The organism is Micrococcus sp. KRD012, from assembly GCF_017168555.1.
Lineage (GTDB): Bacteria > Actinomycetota > Actinomycetes > Actinomycetales > Micrococcaceae > Micrococcus > Micrococcus luteus.
Genome location: NZ_JABFBB010000020.1, coordinates 38,072 through 55,450 on the forward strand (window position 1 = coordinate 38,072; position 17,379 = coordinate 55,450).

General features: G+C 74.0%; 11 protein-coding genes and 1 pseudogene. 7 read left to right on the top strand and 5 right to left on the bottom strand.

What is annotated here, in order from left to right; genetic code table 11:
- Position 1: 1 nt before the first annotated feature.
- Positions 2-2,929 carry an alpha/beta fold hydrolase gene (locus J1M37_RS08305; protein ID WP_206452435.1) on the top strand — a complete coding sequence of 976 codons (2,928 nt, stop codon included), beginning with the start codon at positions 2-4 and terminating at the stop codon, positions 2,927-2,929.
- Positions 2,926-3,999, top strand: a complete 1,074-nt coding sequence (locus J1M37_RS08310; RefSeq protein WP_073116527.1) for an NAD-dependent epimerase/dehydratase family protein — start codon at positions 2,926-2,928, stop codon at positions 3,997-3,999. The genes J1M37_RS08305 and J1M37_RS08310 overlap by 4 nt, the downstream gene beginning before the upstream one ends.
- 124 nt (positions 4,000-4,123) lie before the next feature.
- Here the strand turns inward: J1M37_RS08310 and J1M37_RS08315 are convergent, their stop codons facing one another.
- Positions 4,124-6,229, bottom strand: coding sequence for a DNA gyrase/topoisomerase IV subunit B (locus tag J1M37_RS08315; RefSeq protein ID WP_044659526.1), 2,106 nt, complete (start codon positions 6,227-6,229; stop codon positions 4,124-4,126).
- A 252-nt stretch (positions 6,230-6,481) separates the two neighbouring features.
- On the opposite strand from J1M37_RS08315, the gene J1M37_RS08320 reads away from it, so the two are divergent.
- On the top strand, positions 6,482-6,691 hold the full coding sequence (locus J1M37_RS08320) for a DUF7455 domain-containing protein (protein ID WP_002858172.1): 210 nt from the start codon (positions 6,482-6,484) through the stop codon (positions 6,689-6,691).
- Positions 6,692-6,756: 65 nt separating this feature from the next.
- Here the strand turns inward: J1M37_RS08320 and J1M37_RS08325 are convergent, their stop codons facing one another.
- The 3 genes from J1M37_RS08325 to J1M37_RS08335 form a co-directional block, all read right to left on the bottom strand.
- The gene (locus J1M37_RS08325) at positions 6,757-8,322 is read right to left on the bottom strand and encodes an RNA polymerase sigma factor (protein WP_205805457.1); all 1,566 of its coding nucleotides are present in this window, start codon (positions 8,320-8,322) and stop codon (positions 6,757-6,759) included.
- A 160-nt stretch (positions 8,323-8,482) separates the two neighbouring features.
- A complete protein-coding gene (locus tag J1M37_RS08330) occupies positions 8,483-9,541 on the bottom strand; it encodes a DUF4192 family protein (protein WP_044659524.1) in 1,059 nt (352 codons plus the stop codon).
- Between the two features lie 36 nt (positions 9,542-9,577).
- A complete protein-coding gene (locus tag J1M37_RS08335; RefSeq protein WP_342345132.1) occupies positions 9,578-10,489 on the bottom strand; it encodes a PAC2 family protein in 912 nt (303 codons plus the stop codon).
- Positions 10,490-10,852: 363 nt separating this feature from the next.
- Here J1M37_RS08335 and J1M37_RS08340 point away from each other — a divergent pair, with 363 nt between their 5' ends.
- The 4 genes from J1M37_RS08340 to J1M37_RS08355 all read left to right on the top strand — a co-directional run bounded on the left by J1M37_RS08340 (position 10,853) and on the right by J1M37_RS08355 (position 16,207).
- On the top strand, positions 10,853-12,385 hold the full coding sequence (locus J1M37_RS08340) for a leucyl aminopeptidase (RefSeq protein ID WP_044659535.1): 1,533 nt from the start codon (positions 10,853-10,855) through the stop codon (positions 12,383-12,385).
- A gap of 115 nt (positions 12,386-12,500) precedes the next feature.
- Entirely contained in the window at positions 12,501-13,880 is a 1,380-nt protein-coding gene (gene lpdA / locus J1M37_RS08345) for a dihydrolipoyl dehydrogenase (protein WP_036336938.1), read from the top strand.
- Between the two features lie 98 nt (positions 13,881-13,978).
- Complete coding sequence (gene sucB / locus J1M37_RS08350) at positions 13,979-15,844, top strand: 2-oxoglutarate dehydrogenase, E2 component, dihydrolipoamide succinyltransferase (protein ID WP_206452436.1); 1,866 nt, start codon at positions 13,979-13,981, stop codon at positions 15,842-15,844.
- 18 nt (positions 15,845-15,862) lie between these two features.
- Positions 15,863-16,207 carry a hypothetical protein gene (locus J1M37_RS08355; RefSeq protein WP_010078527.1) on the top strand — a complete coding sequence of 115 codons (345 nt, stop codon included), beginning with the start codon at positions 15,863-15,865 and terminating at the stop codon, positions 16,205-16,207.
- 116 nt (positions 16,208-16,323) lie between these two features.
- On the opposite strand, the pseudogene J1M37_RS11560 reads toward J1M37_RS08355, so the two are convergent.
- Positions 16,324-17,379: pseudogene (locus J1M37_RS11560) on the bottom strand (serine/threonine-protein kinase); the annotation flags it as partial.

Genomic DNA, 17,379 nt, shown 5'->3' on the forward strand with positions numbered 1-17,379 from the left:
GATCCCCGCCGCCCCCGCCGCCCTGCCGCCGGCCGACCGACTGCCCGGCTGGGACCCGGCGTGGTCCCGCCTCGTGGAGATCCGCTCCGCCGCGGACCCGGAGGGGACCGTGCGGACGCTGCACGTGGCGGACACCGGTCCCGTGCTCGCGGCGGCCGGGGCGGAGATCGTCGGCACGATCGTGGCGTTGCACGGCAACCCGACGTGGTCCTGGCTGTGGCGGTCCCTGCTCGCGGAGACCGTGCGCCGGGCACGCCGGGGCATGGCCGCGTGGCGCGTCGTGGCGCCGGACCAGCTAGACATGGGCTTCTCCGAGCGCCTCGCGCACGCGGGCTCCCCGTCCGCCGCGTCGATGGGCCGTGCCGGCGACACCTACCGCACGCTGGGCGGCCGCATCGCCGACCTGGACGCCCTGCTGGCGGCTCTCGGGCTGCGCGACCTGGCAGCCACCGGCCACCCGCTGATCACGCTCGGCCACGACTGGGGCGGCGTCGTGTCCCTCGGCTGGGCGGCGCGTCATCCGGAGCTGGTGGCCGGCGTCGCGACCCTGAACACCGCGGTCCACCAGCCCGAGGGGGCGCCGATCCCCGCCCCGCTGCAGGCCGCCCTCGCCGGGCCCGTCCTGCCGGCCTCCACCGTCACCACGGACGCCTTCCTGTCCGTGACGACCTCCCTCGCCACCCCGGCCCTCGACCGCGAGACCCGGGCCGCCTACCACCTGCCCTACGACACGGCGGCCCGACGCGGCGGCGTCGGCGGCTTCGTCGCGGACATCCCGGCCGACCCCGGCCACGGCAGCCATCCCGAACTGCAGCGGGTGGGCGAGGACCTCGCCGCCCTGGGTCGCACCGACGTGCCCGCCCTCATCCTGTGGGGCGCCGACGACCCGGTCTTCCTGGACCGCTACCTCGACGACCTCCGCGACCGCCTGCCCCACGCGCGCGTGCACCGCTACGAGCAGGCGGGGCACCTGCTCGTGGACGACCGCGACATCACCGCGCCCCTGCTGCAGTGGGCCCAGCTGCTGCGCGGCGGCCAGCTCTCCGACCCCGCCTCGGGGCTGCCGGGCCCCGTCCCGCACGCCACCGCCGACGCGGCCGCCGACCCGGGCCTGGAGGTGGACCTCGGGGAGGAGCCCGGAGCCCGCGAGCCCGGCGTGGTCCGACTCTGGGACCACCTCCGCGACTGGGGCGCCCCCGGCTCGGACCACCGCGAGTACACCGCGCTGGTGGACATGGCCGGCGCCCAGGCCGGCCGCTCGCTCGTGGGCACCGCCCGCCGACCCGTGGCCGTCACCTGGGGCGAGCTGCAGGAGATGGTCTCGGCCATCGCCACCGGGCTGTGGGCCGCGGGCATGCGGCCGGGCGACCGGGTCGCCATGCTCGTGCCGCCGGGCCGGGACCTGTCGGCGGCCCTGTACGCCGTGCTGCGCGTGGGCGCCGTCGCCGTGGTGGCGGACCAGGGCCTCGGCGTCAAGGGCATGACCCGGGCGATGAAGTCGGCCCGCCCCCGCTGGATCATCGGCCGCACCCCCGGGCTGACGCTGGCCCGCGCCCAGTCCTGGCCGGGCACCCGGATCTCCGTGACCGAGCCGGGCGCCGCCCAGCGCCGCCTGCTCGACGTCTCCGACTCTCTCTACGCGATGGTCGACCGCCACCGCGACCCGGCCGCGGGCGACGCCGTCGACGAGCACGGCACCGTGCTGCCCGAGCCCGCCCTGGACGCGGACGCCGCGGTGCTGTTCACCTCCGGCTCCACGGGCCCGGCCAAGGGCGTCGTGTACACGCACGAGCGGCTGGGCCGCCTCGTGGCGCTGATCTCCCGCACCCTGGGCATCCGCCCGGGCGGCTCCCTGCTCGCCGGCTTCGCCCCGTTCGCGCTGCTCGGACCCGCCCTCGGCGCCGCGTCCGTCTCCCCGGACATGGACGTCACCCAGCCGGCCACCCTCACCGCGCAGAAGCTGGCCGACGCCGCGATCGCCGGGCAGTCGAGCGTGCTGTTCGCCTCCCCCGCCGCCCTGGCGAACGTGGTCGCGACCGCCGACGGCCTCGACGCGCCCCGGCGCGAGGCCCTCGACGCCGTGCGCCTCGTGCTCTCGGCCGGCGCCCCCGTGCACCCGCAGCTGATGCGGCAGGTCTCGGACCTGATGCCGAACGCCCGGGTCCACACGCCGTGGGGCATGACCGAGGGGCTGCTGCTCACGGACATCGACGGCGCCGAAGTGCAGCGCCTGCGCGCCGCCGACGACGAGGGCGTCTGCGTGGGCTCCGCGCTGCCCACGGTGTCCCTGGCCATCGCGCCGCTGCTCGAGGACGGCAGCGCCGAGGACGTCATCCTCGACCCCGCGCGGGGCCACGGCGTCCTCGGCGAGATCGTGGTCAGCGCCCCCCACCTGAAGGACCGCTACGACGCGCTCTGGCACACCGACCAGCAGAGCAAGCGCGACGGGCTGTGGCGGCGGGACGGCCGGGTCTGGCACCGCACCGCGGACGTCGGCCACTTCGACGCCGAGGGCCGCGTCTGGCTCGAGGGTCGGCTCCAGCACGTGATCACAACGCCCGAGGGCCCGGTCGGTCCGGGCGGGCCCGAGAAGACCGTCGACGCCCTCGGGCCGGTGCGGCGCAGCGCCGTCGTCGGCGTCGGGCCCCGGGGCACGCAGGCCGTGGTCGTCGTCGTGGAGGCGGCCGTGCCGGCCACGCGCCCGGCGCGGCGCCCGGGTCACCACCGGGACGGCCGGCCCAAGCAGGGCCTCGCCCCGACCGCGCTGGCCTCCGCCGTGCGCGCGGCCCTCGAGCCGCTGCCGGTGGCCGCGGTGCTCGTGGCCGATGAGATCCCCACGGACATCCGGCACAACTCCAAGATCGACCGCGCCCGGGTGGCCGACTGGGCGGAGGCCGTGCTCGCCGGCGGGAAGGTGGGTGCGCTGTGAGCGGCTTCGGCTACGACGTCGGCCTCGATGCCGCCGGCATGCCCGACCTCGTCGAGCGCCTCGAGTCGCGCCGCGTCCTGGTGACCGGCGCCTCGGGGCTGCTGGGCGCGGGCGTCGCCCGGGTGCTCGCCGATGCCGACAACGACGTGACCACCCTGCAGCGGCGTCCCTCGGGCGTGCCCGGTGCGCGGGACGTGCGCGGGTCGGTGACCGACCCGGCCGCCGTCGAGGAGGCCCTGACCGGCGCGGACACCGTGGTGCACGTGGCCGCGAAGGTGTCCGTGTCCGGCCCCAAGCACGAGTACGAGGCCGTGAACGTCGAGGGCACGCGCATCCTCCTGCACGCCGCGCAGCGGCACGGCGTGCGACGCTTCGTCCACGTCTCCTCCCCCTCCGTGGCGCACGCCGGCGACTCCATCGTCGGCGAGGGCGCCGGAGCCGCCAGCCCCGAGCACGCGCGCGGACCCTACGCCCGCACGAAGGCGGCCGGCGAGCGTCTGGCCCTGGCCGCCGACCGCGACGACTTCCGCGTCCTCGTGCTGCGCCCCCACCTGATGTGGGGGCCCGGGGACCTGCAGCTCACCGACCGGATCGTGCAGCGCGCGCGGGCCGGGCGGATGCCCGTGCTCGGCACGGGCGCTCCCCTGGTCGACACGCTGTACACGGCCAACGCCGTCGAAGCCGTGGTGGCGGCCGTGTCCGCGGCGGACGTGCACCACGGCGAGGCCCTCGTGGTGACCAACGGCGAGCCGCGACCGGTCGGCGAGCTGATCCGCCAGATCGCGCTGGCGGGCGGCGCCACGGAGCCCGAGCGCCGCGTCCCGGCGGGCCTGGCCCGGCGCGCCGGCGCCCTGATCGAGCGGGCGTGGGAGCGTGACCTGTTCGGGCTGCGGTCCCGGGGCGTGGGCTCCGACGACGGCGAGCCGCCGCTGACCGAGTTCCTCGCCGAGCAGCTCTCGACCGCCCACTGGTTCGACCAGCGTCGCACCCGTGAGGTCCTCGCGTGGACGCCGACCGTGAGCATCGACGAGGGCCTGCACCGCGTCGCGGCGTACTACCGCGACCGCTGACGCCCGCCGCGGCCGGAACGAGCGCCCGTCCCGAGCTTTCGTTCGGGAAACGGCGCGGGTCACGCCGCTTTCGTTCGGGAAACGGCGGCGGCCGCGCCGCCGTTTCCCGAACGAAAGCGGAGGGTCAGGCGTCGATGCGCTCGCGGTCCAGCTCGTCGGCGTGGGAGACGATGAAGTCCTTGCGCGGGGCCACCGCGGAACCCATGAGCAGGTCGAAGACGCGCTCGGCGGCCTCCACCTCGGCGATGTTCACGCGGCGGAGCATGCGGTGGCGCGGGTCCATGGTGGTCTCGGCCAGCTGGTCCGCGTCCATCTCGCCCAGACCCTTGTAGCGCTGGATCGGCTCGCGATACGAGCGGCCCTCCCGCTCCAGGCGGGCGAGCGTCGCGTGCAGCTCCTGCTCGGAGTACGTGTAGATGACCTCGCGTTCCTTGACGCCCCGGGTCACCGCCTCGATCCGGTGCAGCGGCGGGACGGCCGCGTACACGCGCCCGGCCTCGACCATGGGCCGCATGTAGCGGAAGAAGAGCGTCAGCAGGAGGGTGCGGATGTGGGCACCGTCCACGTCCGCGTCCGTCATCAGCACGACCTTGCCGTAGCGGGCCGCATCCAGGTCGAAGCTGCGCCCCGCACCACCCCCGACGACCTGGATCAGCGCCGCGCACTCGGCATTGGCCAGGATGTCCGAGACGGAGGCCTTCTGCACGTTCAGGATCTTGCCCCGGATCGGCAGCAGGGCCTGGAAGTCGGAGGACCGGGCCAGCTTGGCGGTGCCGAGCGCCGAGTCGCCCTCGACGATGAACAGCTCGGAGGAGGCGACGTCGTTGCTGCGGCAGTCCGCCAGCTTGGCCGGCATCGTCGAGGTCTCCAGGGCGTTCTTGCGCCGCTGGTTCTCCTTGTGGGTGCGCGCGGAGATGCGCGACTTCATCTCGGCGACGACCTTCTCCAGCAGCGTGTGCACCTGCTGCTTCTGGGCGCGGGCCGTGGAGGTGAGGCGGGCGGTCAGCTGCTTCTCCACCACTTGGGAGACGATCCGCCGCACCGCGGAGGTGCCGAGGATCTCCTTGGTCTGCCCCTCGAACTGCGGCTCGGCGAGCCGCACCGTCAGGACGGCGGTCATGCCGGCCAGCACGTCGTCCTTCTCCACCTTGTCCGACCCCGCCTTGAGCCGGCGCGCGTTGGCCTCCACCTGGGCCCGGAACACCTTCAGCAGTGCCGCCTCGAACCCGGACTGATGGGTGCCGCCCTTGGGCGTGGCGATGATGTTCACGAAGGACCGGAACACGGTGTCGTAGCCGACGTCCCAGCGCAGGGCGACGTCCACCTCGCACGTGCGCTGCACATCCTGCATGGAGGTGCGCCCGTCCTCGCCGAGCACCGGGACCCGCTCCTTGAAGGTGCCGGAGCCCTGGATCCGCCACACGTCCGTCACCGGGGTGGCGGGCGTGAGGTGCTCCACGAACTCGGAGATGCCGCCGTCGTACTGGAAGACCTCCTCGACCGGGCCGTCGGCGCCGGGCGTGCCGGGTCGGCGGCGCAGGTCCTTGACCGTGATCCGCAGGCCCGGGATCAGGTAGGCGGTCTGGCGCGCCCGCGCCTGGAGCTCCTCGGCGGAGAACGTCGCGTCCTTCACGAAGATCTGCTCGTCCGCCCAGTAGCGCACGCGCGTGCCGGTCTGCCCGCGCTTGGCCTTCCCGACGACGTCCAGCGGCGAGGCGTCCGTGGACGGCTCGAACGGGGCGTCTGGCGACGGGCGCGACCCGTCCTGGAAGCGGCCCGGCTCGCCGCGCCGGAACGACATCTGGTGGACCTTGCCGCCGCGCAGCACCTGCACGTCCAGGCGCGAGGACAGGGCATTGACCACCGACGCGCCCACGCCGTGCAGGCCACCCGAGGCGGCGTAGGAACCGCCGCCGAACTTGCCGCCGGCGTGGAGCTTGGTGAACACCACCTCGACGCCGGACAGGCCGGTGCGCGGCTCCACGTCCACGGGGATGCCGCGCCCGTTGTCCTCGACCTCGACGGAGCCGTCCGGATGCAGGGTGATCTCGATCGACTGCCCGAAGCCGGCCAGAGCCTCGTCCACCGAGTTGTCGATGATCTCCCAGAGGCAGTGCATGAGGCCGCGGGAATCGGTGGAGCCGATGTACATGCCCGGCCGCTTGCGGACGGCCTCGAGCCCCTCCAGCACGGAGAGGTGGCGGGCGTTGTACTCGGTGTTCGCGGGCACGGGGCGGGCCTTTCGGTGGACGACGGCGGCCGGTCCAGCCTACTCCGCGGGCCGGACACGCCAGGGTTCGGGCCGGACGTCCCTGGGCAGCCCGGCCCGGCTGCTTGCGTACGCGGGTGGCGAAACGCGGGTGCGGGGCGGGCGCGCGGGGAAGTTCCCTGCCATCCTTGCTGTTCCATGGGACAAGAGGAGGACCGACCCGCCCCACCGGCGTCGTCGCCCTCCAGCCCCGAGAGACCCGAGGAGGACACCATGTCCATCACCGCCGTGGCCGAGCCGGCCGCCCTCACCCGTTCCGACCGCTGCGACCGCTGCGGCGCGCAGGCCTACGTCCGCGCCGTGCTGCACTCGGGCGGTGCCCTCCAGTTCTGCGCCCACCACGCCCGCGCCGTCGAGGACGCGCTGCGTCCCCAGGCCGCGCTGTGGCAGGACGAGACGGACCGCCTCACCGCCGGCGCCTGACGCGCCCGGCATGACGAAGGGCCGGACCCCCGCGGGGGTCCGGCCCTTCGTCATGCCGCTGCGACTCAGTCCAGGTAGTCCCGGAGCACCTGCGAGCGGGAGGGGTGACGCAGCTTGGACATGGTCTTCGACTCGATCTGGCGGATGCGCTCTCGTGTCACTCCGTAGACCTTGCCGATCTCGTCCAGCGTCTTGGGCTGGCCGTCGGTCAGGCCAAAGCGCATGGCGACGACACCGGCCTCGCGCTCGGAGAGCGTGTCCAGCACCGAGTGCAGCTGCTCCTGGAGCAGCGTGAAGGAGACGGCGTCCGCGGGCACGACGGCCTCGGAGTCCTCGATCAGGTCGCCGAACTCGGAGTCGCCGTCCTCGCCGAGCGGGGTGTGCAGGGAGATGGGCTCGCGGCCGTACTTCTGCACCTCCACGACCTTCTCCGGGGTCATGTCCAGCTCCTTGGCCAGCTCCTCCGGGGTGGGCTCGCGGCCGAGGTCCTGGAGCATCTGCCGTTGCACGCGGGCCAGCTTGTTGATGACCTCCACCATGTGCACCGGGATGCGGATGGTGCGGGCCTGGTCCGCCATGGCGCGGGTGATGGCCTGACGGATCCACCACGTGGCATACGTGGAGAACTTGAAGCCCTTGGTGTAGTCGAACTTCTCGACGGCGCGGATCAGGCCGAGGTTGCCCTCCTGGATGAGGTCCAGGAACAGCATGCCGCGACCGGTGTAGCGCTTGGCCAGGGAGACCACCAGACGCAGGTTGGCCTCGAGCAGGTGGTTCTTGGCCTTGCGCCCGTCCGCGATGATCAGCTGGATGTCCCGGCGCTCGCGGTAGTCGTCGGAGGCCTCGTGCTGCACGACGTGCTCGGCGTAGAGGCCGGCCTCGATGCGCATGGCCAGGTCCACCTCCTGCTCGGCGTTGAGCAGGGCGACCTTGCCGATCTGCTTCAGGTAGTCCTTCACCGGGTCCGCCGTGGCGCCCGCCACGACCACCTGCTGCACCGGGGCGTCGTCCTCGGAGTCGTCCATGACGAACGCGCCCTTGGACTGGGCCACCTTCTGGCCTGTGGCGGCCGTCGTGCCGGTCACGGCCTCCGCGTCCATCGCCGGACGCTCCGGAGCGTCCGAGCCGTCCGCGTCCTCATCATCAGAGTCTTCGGTGGCGGTCTCATCCGCCACCACGTCCTCCTCGACGGCGTCCGCGGCCTCGGTGCGCTCGCGCGCCTGGACGAGCTCCTCGTCGTCCTCGGCCTGCTCGGCGGAGGCGGCGGACGCGGTGGCCTTCTTGCCCCCGGTCGTGGCGGTCTTCTTCGCGGCGGTGGTCTTGGCCGTGGCGGTGGTCTTGGCCGCGGTGGGCTTCCGGGTCGCCTTCTTCTTGGCCGTCGGCGTGGCAGCGGTCTTGGTCGCCGCCGACTTCGTCGCGGTCGTCCGCGTCGTAGCGCCCTTGGTCGTGGCGCTCTTCGTGGCTGCCGACTTCTTGGCTGCCGACTTCTTGGCTGCCGTGGAGCGGGTGCGCGTGGTCGTGGCCTCGGAGGCAGTGGTCTCCTTGCCGTCCTGCACACCGCTGGTCGTCGAAGTGGTCACTCGAGGCCTTTCCGTCTCGTCCGCGGCCACCCGCGGATCCTTGCAGTCCATAGACACGTGACCCTGTCAAGTCGCGGCCTCGGACGACCGACGTCGTCCGGGCCCGCCGACTGCAGGGTCCGTGAGTGCCAACGACGGCTGAGACCGATCTATTCCGAACCCGGGAAACGGGCTGCGGTCGGCCGTGCCGTCGTGAAGCCGCATCATTCTCTCATGGGCGGCCACCGTCGGGCCGCCACGCGGTGGCCGGGTCGGTCGCCCAGCCTGCGACGCACCCCGCGGCCACGATGCGTCGCAGGACGGAGACGAACGGGTCGCCGGGACTCAGCGCCGCCGCCGCGGTCAGGTGGGCGTCCGCGTCGGAGCCGTGGCCGCGGGCCCAGCCGACCCACCCGGCCAGCGCCAGGGCCTGCGCCGCCACAGCCGGCGTCGCGACGGGCACGAGCGCGCGCAGCCCCGCCCGCAGGGCGTCCAGCCGATCCCAGGCCGGCGCCCGGCCCGAGGCCGCGGTGAGGATCCGTTCCTCGTCCCCCGGATCCCCCGTGGCCGCGCCGGACGGCGCGGCGGCATGGAGCAGCAGGCCGTCGCGCCAGGCCGGACGCGTCAGCGGCGAGCCCAGCACGGCCGGTGCGGGCGCGCCGCGGTCACGAGCCGCGCCGGTCAGCACCGACTCCCACTGCGCCAGCCACGCGCGGCGTGCCGCGGGCGCGTCCTGCTCGGGAGGCCGCCACCGCGCGTCGTCGGCCCGGGCCGCCGCGGGACCGCGGCGCGGGACCGGGTCGGGCACTGCTGCACGGTCCCAGACCGAACCGCGGGTCATCAGGTGCAGGGACAGCGGCGCGGCTCGGGGGTCGAGCGGGCCCTCCTCGGCGACGCCGCTCCCCCACCAGGGGCGCGCCCGTCCCCGCGCGCACGTCCAGGCCGCGGTCAGGGGGCGACCCGCGGACGCCAGGGCGTCGTCGAGCGCCGCGGCCCAGCCGGGACGGGCGAGCGTGGCCCGGGCGCCGTCCGGCAGCGCGAGGCAGAGCGTCGCGTCCGCGGCTGCGTCCCGCCGGCACACCTCGGCCACGGCGCAGGCCCAGGCGCCGACGTCGACCTCCTCGGGAGGCAGGTCGACCCGCACCACGGCGCGCAGGCGCCCGTCGCGCAGGGTGAGGAGGACCAGGCTGCCCTCGGGCAACCGCCCGAGGGCGTGGCCGACGTAGGCGAGCAGGTCCTCCGGGCCGCGGGCCGGCAGGACGGGGACGTCGAGTGAGGTGGGGGCTTCCATGCCGCCACCCTGGCCGACCGGGCGCCCGCGGTGGGATCAGTCCCCGTCGCCGGTGGACGGACGGCCGGGTCCGTCCTCCTGTGCAGGAGCGGACCCGCCGCCGGCGTCCCGCGCGGCGAGGTACGCCTCGACGGCGGAGGCGAGTTCGTCCCCGTCGGGCAGGCCCTGCTCGGTCTCCAGCAGCGACCGCTCCTGGTCCTCGGCGTTCTGGTCGTAGTTGCGCTCCAGGCCGGCGATCATCTGCTGGATCTCCCCGGACCCGGAGATCTGGCGCTCCAGCTCGGCCTCGATGTCCCGCGAGGCGTCTCGCAGGTCGTCCGAGGGCAGCATGAGCCCCATGGCGGCCCCCGCGTACTCGAGCGCGGCCACGGCCGCCTGGGGGAAGGACGCCTCGGCCACGTAGTGCGGCACATGGACGGTGTAGCCCGCCGTCGGCAGGTCCGCCTCCTCGGCGCGCAGCTCGAGCATCTGCAGCAGCCCCGCGACGATGTCCGCCTGCGGGCTCCAGGTGGACAGCCCCTCGACGGCATCGGCGCGGGACCCGTGCGTCGTGACCCCGAGCCGCCGCGTGTGCGGCACGGGCAGCGGGGCCGCGTCGAGGAAGGTGAGCGAGTCCACCTCCCACTCCTGCGCGAGGCCGAGCACGGCCTCCGTCACCGCCTGCCACCGGAAGTCCGGCTCGGGGCCGGACAGCAGCAGGAAGGGGTGGCCGAGCAGGTCCTCGACCAGCTGCACCTCGAGCGCGGGCAGGCGCAGATCACGGTAGCGGTCCCGGTCGAACCGGAGCCGGGGACGCCGGGCGCGGTAGTCGAACATCGAGTCGACGTCGAAGGAGACGACGGTCCGATGGGTCAGGTGCTCGTGCAGCGCGGCCCGCACCTGCCGAGCGACCCGGCCCGCGTCCATGTGCCCGGTCAGGGCCACGAGCATGCCCAGGCCGGGGGGCACGGGCGCCCCCTCATGACGGGTGTACAGCGGCGCGGCGTCCTGCACGTCTCGTTCCCCTTCCGGTGGTCCGTCTGCGGGAGAGCCGTCCCCGCCGCCCGGATGGCGGCGGACGCGGATCCCTCCCTGTCCTCTGGCGTCAGTCAACCACGGCACGGCACCCTCCTATTCCGCGCCCGCGCGCCCTGGACGGGCGCGCGAGCCCTCTGGCTAGGATGACGCGGGCCGGTGCCCACCCCCACCACGAGGGCGGAGGCGGTCAAGTCCTCCAGGGCGCGGGCGGTCAGGGTCGGGCGGTCCAGGGTGATCACGGACGGGCCTCTCTTCCGGGGGTGGGGGCCCCACCCCCGGAAGAGAGGCCCGTCCGTGATCACCCTGGACCGCCCGACCCTGACCGCCCGCGCCCTGGAGGACTTGACCGCCTCCGCCCTCGTGGTGGGGGTGGGCACCGGCCCGGACGGCCCCGTGCTCCTGACGGACGCGCTGCCGGCCGAGGCGGCCACCGCCCTCGAGGCCTCGTTCGAGCTGCTGGGCGTGCGGGGCGCCGAGGACGAGGTCCATCGCCTGCCGGGCCTGGGCGGCGTGCCAGTGCCGCTGCTGGTCCTGGCCGGCGTCGGCGGTCTGGACGACGACGGCGAGGCCGCGGACGAGTCCCTGCGCCGCGCCGCCGGGGCTGCCGTGCGCTCCCTGGCCGGCACCGACGCCGTGGCCCTGGCCCTGCCGGCCGACACCCCGGCCCGACTGGCCGCCGTCGCCGAGGGCGCCGTCCTGGGCGCGTACGCCTTCACCGCCCAGAAGTCCGAGCGCGCCCGCGCCGAGACGGACACGTCCCGTCCCGTCCGCGAGGTCGAGGTCGTCACCCCGCTCGCCGCCGCGGACGCCGACCCCGTGCTGCGCCGGGCCGCCGTCGTGGGCGACGCGGTCTGCGCCGTGCGCGACCTGGTGAACACGGCCCCCTCGCACCTCTACCCGGCCACGTTCGCGGACGCCGTCGCGGAGGACCTCGCGGACTCGTCCGTGAGCGTGGACGTGTGGGACGAGGACCGCCTGCGCGCCGAGGGCTTCGGCGGCATCCTCGCGATCGGCCAGGGCTCCTCCCGCCCGCCGCGGCTCGTGCGCATCGAGCACGCGCCGGCCGACGCCGCCGCGCACATCGCGCTGGTGGGCAAGGGCATCACCTTCGACACGGGCGGCATCTCGCTGAAGCCCGCCGCCTCGATGATGACGATGAAGTCGGACATGGCCGGCGCCGCCACCGTCTTCGCCGTCGTGCGCGCCGCCGCGGCCCTGGACGTCCCTGTGAAGGTGACCGGCTGGCTGGCGCTGGCCGAGAACATGCCCTCGGGCACCGCCATCCGCCCGTCCGACGTCATCACGATGTACGGCGGCAAGACCGTGGAGGTCATGAACACGGACGCCGAGGGCCGCGTCGTCATGGCCGACGCCCTCGTGGCGGCCACCGACGAGCGACCCGACGCGGTGCTCGACGTGGCCACCCTCACCGGTGCCCAGCTGGTCGCCCTCGGCGTGCGCCACACGGGCGTCATGGGTGACGACGCGCTGCGCGACGAGGTCGTCGCCGCGGCCGACGCGGCCGGGGAGCTCGCGTGGGGCATGCCCCTGCCGGAGCAGCTGCGCGCCTCGCTCACTTCGCGCGTCGCGGACATCTCCAACATGGGCGACCGCTTCGGCGGCATGATGACCGCCGCCACCTTCCTGCGCGAATTCGTCGACGCCGGACGGTCGGAGGGCGACGCCGCCGCACGGACCCCCTGGGCCCACCTCGACATCGCCGGCCCCTCCTTCAACGAGTCGGCCGCGTACGGCTACACCCCGCAGGACGCCACCGGCGTGATGGTGCGGACCCTGGTGGGTCTCATCGAGGGGCGTGCCCGGTAAGGTTGGTCCCGATGTCCACCGCGTCCCCGGCCGCGCGGCCCGCCGCCGACGGCCGGGGGTGGCGGTGACGCACCACCACCAGGATCCACCGACCCCAGCACCAAGGAGCAACACCGTGGCCGACAAGGCAACCGCTCAGGAATTCGACGTCCTCGTCCTCGGCGGTGGCTCCGCCGGGTACGCCGCAGCCCTGCGTTCCGTGCAGTACGGCAAGTCCGTCGCCCTCGTGGAGAAGTCCAAGGTCGGCGGCACCTGCCTGCACTGGGGCTGCATCCCCACGAAGGCCTACCTGCACGCCGCCGAGGTGGCCGATGAGACCCGCAACGCCGCCAAGTTCGGCGTCAACGCGACCCTCGAGTCCGTGGACATGGCGAAGGTGCGCGACTACAAGGACGGCATCGTCGCCGGCAAGCACAAGGGCCTGGCCGGCCTGCTGAAGATGCGCAAGGTCCAGGTCATCGAGGGCGAGGGCAAGCTCGTCTCGAAGAACGAGGTCGAGGTCGACGGCACCCGTTACACGGCGGAGAACATCGTGCTGGCCTCCGGCTCCGTGGCCAAGACCATGGGCCTGCCCATCTCCAAGAAGATCATGACCTCCACGGAGGCCCTCGAGCTGGACTACACCCCGAAGTCGGCCATCGTGCTCGGCGGCGGTGTCATCGGCTCCGAGTTCGCGTCCCTGTGGAACTCCTTCGGCGTCGACGTCACCATCATCGAGGGCCTGAAGACCCTGGTCCCCAACGAGGACCCGGCGATCATCAAGGTCCTCGAGCGCGAGTTCAAGAAGAAGGGCATCAAGACCAACCTGGGCACGTTCTTCGACAAGGTCGAGGAGACCGACTCGGGCGTCAAGGTGACCCTCGCGGACGGCAAGGAGTTCGAGGCCGAGGTCTGCCTCGTCGCCGTCGGCCGCGGCCCGAACACCGAGGGCCTCGGCTACGAGGAGCAGGGCGTCAAGATGGACCGCGGCTTCGTCCTCACCGACGAGCGTCTGCACACCGGCGTCGGCAACATCTACGCCGTGGGCGACATCGTTCCCGGTCTGCAGCTGGCGCACCGCGGCTTCCAGCAGGGCATCTTCGTGGCCGAGGAGATCGCCGGCAACAAGCCGATGGTCGTCGAGGACATCAACATCCCGAAGGTCACCTTCACCGAGCCGGAGATCATGTCCGTGGGCTACACCCAGCCCAAGGCGGAGGAGAAGTTCGGCAAGGACAACGTCGAGGTCGCCGAGTACAACCTGGCCGGCAACGGCAAGTCCTCGATCCTCGGCACCGGCGGCATCATCAAGATGATCCGCCAGAAGAACGGCCCGATCGTGGGCGTGCACGGCATCGGCAAGCGCATCGGCGAGCAGATCGGCGAGGCGCAGCTCATCGTGAACTGGGAGGCCTACCCCGAGGACGTCGCCCAGTTCGTGCACGCGCACCCCACGCAGAACGAGGCCCTGGGCGAGGCCGCCATGGCCCTGTTCGGCCACCCGCTGCACAGCTGACCCACCGCACTGACCATCCCGGGCCCGTGCGTCGGGCCCACCTCGCAACCCCGGGTGGGCGCCCCCGGCGCCCACCCCTCATGAGGAGCATCGGAACCATGTCTGAAACCGTGAACCTGCCCGCCCTGGGCGAATCCGTCACCGAGGGCACCGTGACCCGCTGGCTCAAGGCCGTCGGCGACGAGGTCGCCGTCGACGAGCCCCTGGTGGAGGTCTCCACCGACAAGGTCGACACCGAGATCCCGTCCCCCGTGGCCGGCGTGCTCGAGGAGATCCTGGTCGAGGAGGACGACACGGTCGAGGTCGGCGCCCCGCTGGCCACGATCGGCGACGGCTCCGGCGGCGGCTCCGCCGACGCGTCGGAGGACGACGCCGCGGCCGAGGAGCCCGCCGTCGAGGAGGCGCAGCAGGACGACGCCCAGCAGGAGCCCGCAGGCGAGCCGGCTCCGGAGGAGCGCGCCTCCACCGACCAGGGCTCGGACGGGGCCCCGTCGGCCGGCGGCGAGGCCTCCGAGGTCACCCTGCCCGCGCTGGGCGAGTCCGTGACCGAGGGCACCGTGACCCGCTGGCTGAAGTCCGTCGGCGACGAGGTCGAGGTCGACGAGCCGCTGCTCGAGGTCTCCACCGACAAGGTCGACACCGAGATCCCCTCCCCCGTGGCGGGCACCCTCCTGGAGATCCGTGCGGAGGAGGACGACACCGTCGAGGTGGGCGCCGTCCTCGCACTCGTCGGCTCCGGCTCCGCCGGCGGCGGCTCCGCCCCGTCGGAGGGCTCCTCCGGTCAGGACGAGGCGTCCGCCGAGGAGATCGAGGACAAGGCGACCGAGGCCGAGGCCCCCGAGGAGACCGAGGAGGCCGCCGAGGCCGCCGGCGCCGAGAAGTCGGAGAAGACGCCGGAGGCGTCTCCGTCCGAGGAGGCCTCCCGGCGCGAGTCCGCTGAGCGCGACTCCGCGCAGGCCGAGTCCGCCGAGGCGCCCTCCGCCACCGAGCCCGGCCAGGGCTACGTGACCCCGCTGGTGCGCCGCCTGGCCCACCAGAACAACGTGGACCTGTCCACGGTTCGCGGCACGGGCGTCGGCGGCCGCATCCGCAAGCAGGACGTGCTCGCCGCCGCGCTGGCCTCGCAGGCCGCCGCGGGCGGGTCCGAGGCTCCGGCCGAGCAGGCCTCCGAGGCTGCCGCCCCGTCGTCCGCCCCGGCCGCTGCGTCCGCCCCGGCCGCGAGCTCCTCCGTGGACCCCTCGGTCCGCGGCGAGGTGGAGAAGGCGCCGCGCATCCGCCAGGTCATCGCCCAGCGCATGCGCGAGTCCCTCGACCTGTCCGCCCAGCTGACCCAGGTGCACGAGGTGGACGTCACCCGCATCGTGCAGCTGCGCAAGAAGGCCAAGGCCTCCTTCCAGCAGCAGGCCGGCGTGAACCTGACGTACCTGCCGTTCATCACCAAGGCGGTCGCCGAGGCCCTCAAGCAGCACCCCAAGCTGAACGCGTCGTTCTCCGAGGACAACAAGGAGATCACGTACCACGCGTCCGAGGACATCGCGATCGCCGTGGACACGGAGAAGGGGCTGCTGGTGCCCGTCATCAAGGACGCCGGCTCCCTGAACCTGACGGGCCTCGCCCAGAAGATCGCCGACGTGGCCGAGCGCACCCGCACGAACAAGATCTCGCCGGACGAGCTCTCGGGCGGCACGTTCTCGATCACGAACATCGGCTCCGTGGGCGCGCTGTTCGACACGCCGATCATCAACCAGCCGCAGGTCGCGATCCTGGGCATCGGTGCGATCGTCAAGCGCCCCATGGTGGTGACCGACACGGACGGCAACGACTCGATCGCCATCCGCCACATGATGTACCTGTCCCTGACCTACGACCACCGCCTGGTGGACGGGGCCGACGCGGGCCGCTTCCTGACGACGCTGCGTCAGCGTCTCGAGGGCGGCGAGTTCGCCAACGAGCTGGGTCTCTGACGGAAAGGGAGAAGGACTGTGGATATCCTGCACAGCATCCTGGTGGCCGTGCACATCGTGTCCGCCGCAGCGATCGTGGGCGGTTGGTTCGCGCACTTCCGCAACCCGACCGTCACCACCTCGCAGTGGTGGGGCTCCGTGGGCATGATCGTCTCCGGCGTGGTGCTTTTCGGCCTCGCCATGAGCGGGGAGCCGAACCACATGAAGCTGGGCGTCAAGTTCCTGATCGGCGTCATCGTCTTCGTGGCCGCCCTGATCGGCCGCCGCAAGTCCAACCGCGGGGAGGTCGTGCCCACGGGCCTGGCCCACGCGGTGGGCGGTCTGGGCCTGGTGAACATCCTGGTCGCCGTCCTCTGGCAGTGATCAGCCCAGGCGGCTGACGCCGCACCACGCCGCGGGCCCCGGGGAGCTTCTCCCCGGGGCCCGCGGCGTCCCCCCGTCTGGACCGCCGGCCTCCGGCGCTGGATCCGGGCCCGGGGTCAGCGCGGATCGACGGTCTCGACCCGCCACGTCCGACCCGCCGCGCCGCCGTCCCGCCCCTCGGGGCCCTCTCCGTGGCCGCTGCGCAGGACCAGCACGACCTCCTCGGCCGTCGCCTCCCGATGCGCCGCCACGCGTCCCGCGCGGTCCAGCACGGTGTGGGCCGACGTCCGGAGCACGGCGTCGACACGCAGCGCGTCGTCCCCGGCCCGCCGGGCGGGTCCGGCCTGCTCCACCGTCACCTCGAGGCCGGAGAAGGCGAACCCCTCGTCCGTCAGCCGGCGCAGCAGATCCCGGTCGTTCTCCCACGCCGGTCCCCCGGGCACGGCGTAGGCGTCCAGTCGCGCAGGCTCCGGGTCGATGAGCGCGGCAGTCCGGGCGTGGCCGACCGCGGCCAGCGCCTCGCCCACGTCGACGGCGTCCTCCCCGGCGGCGTCTTCGCCGGGGGCACCCGCGTCCGGCACCCTCGCCGGCGTCCCGCTCTCCGGCGTCCCGTCCGCCGGGCGCGCCGCGTCCACCGAGGTGCCGGCCGGCACCGCGCCCGCCGGCTCCGGCGCCCCCTCCGTCGCGTCGCCCAGGGACGCCGGCCACCACAGCCCGGCGGTGCCGCCGCCGACGGCCAGCGCGGTGGCCAGCCCGGCGGCCACGAGGACGCCCCGGCGTGGCGCCGCCCCCCGTCGGCGCGCGAGCGCGCGCCGTCTCGGAGCCGCGCGTCGTCCCCGGCGTCGCCGCGTGGGCCCGGAGCCCGGCAGCACCGTGGGCAGCAGGTGCGCCACCTCGGCGGGGGCGGCCTCTCCCAGCGGGACCGGCTCGGGCCGGGCCGTCGCGTATACGGCTGCGGCGGCCTCCTCCGCGCTCGGCCGCGCCGCCGGGTCCGGGGAGAGCGCCGCATCGAGCAGCAGCGCGAGCTCGGGGGACGCTTCGGGGACCAGGACGGGCAGCGGCGCCCGATGCCCGGCGGCGCCCGGCGCCCGACCGGTGAGCGCGTACCAGCCCAGGGCGGCCCACGCATGGACGTCACTCGGCGCCCCCACCGCCGGAGACGCCCCCGGTTC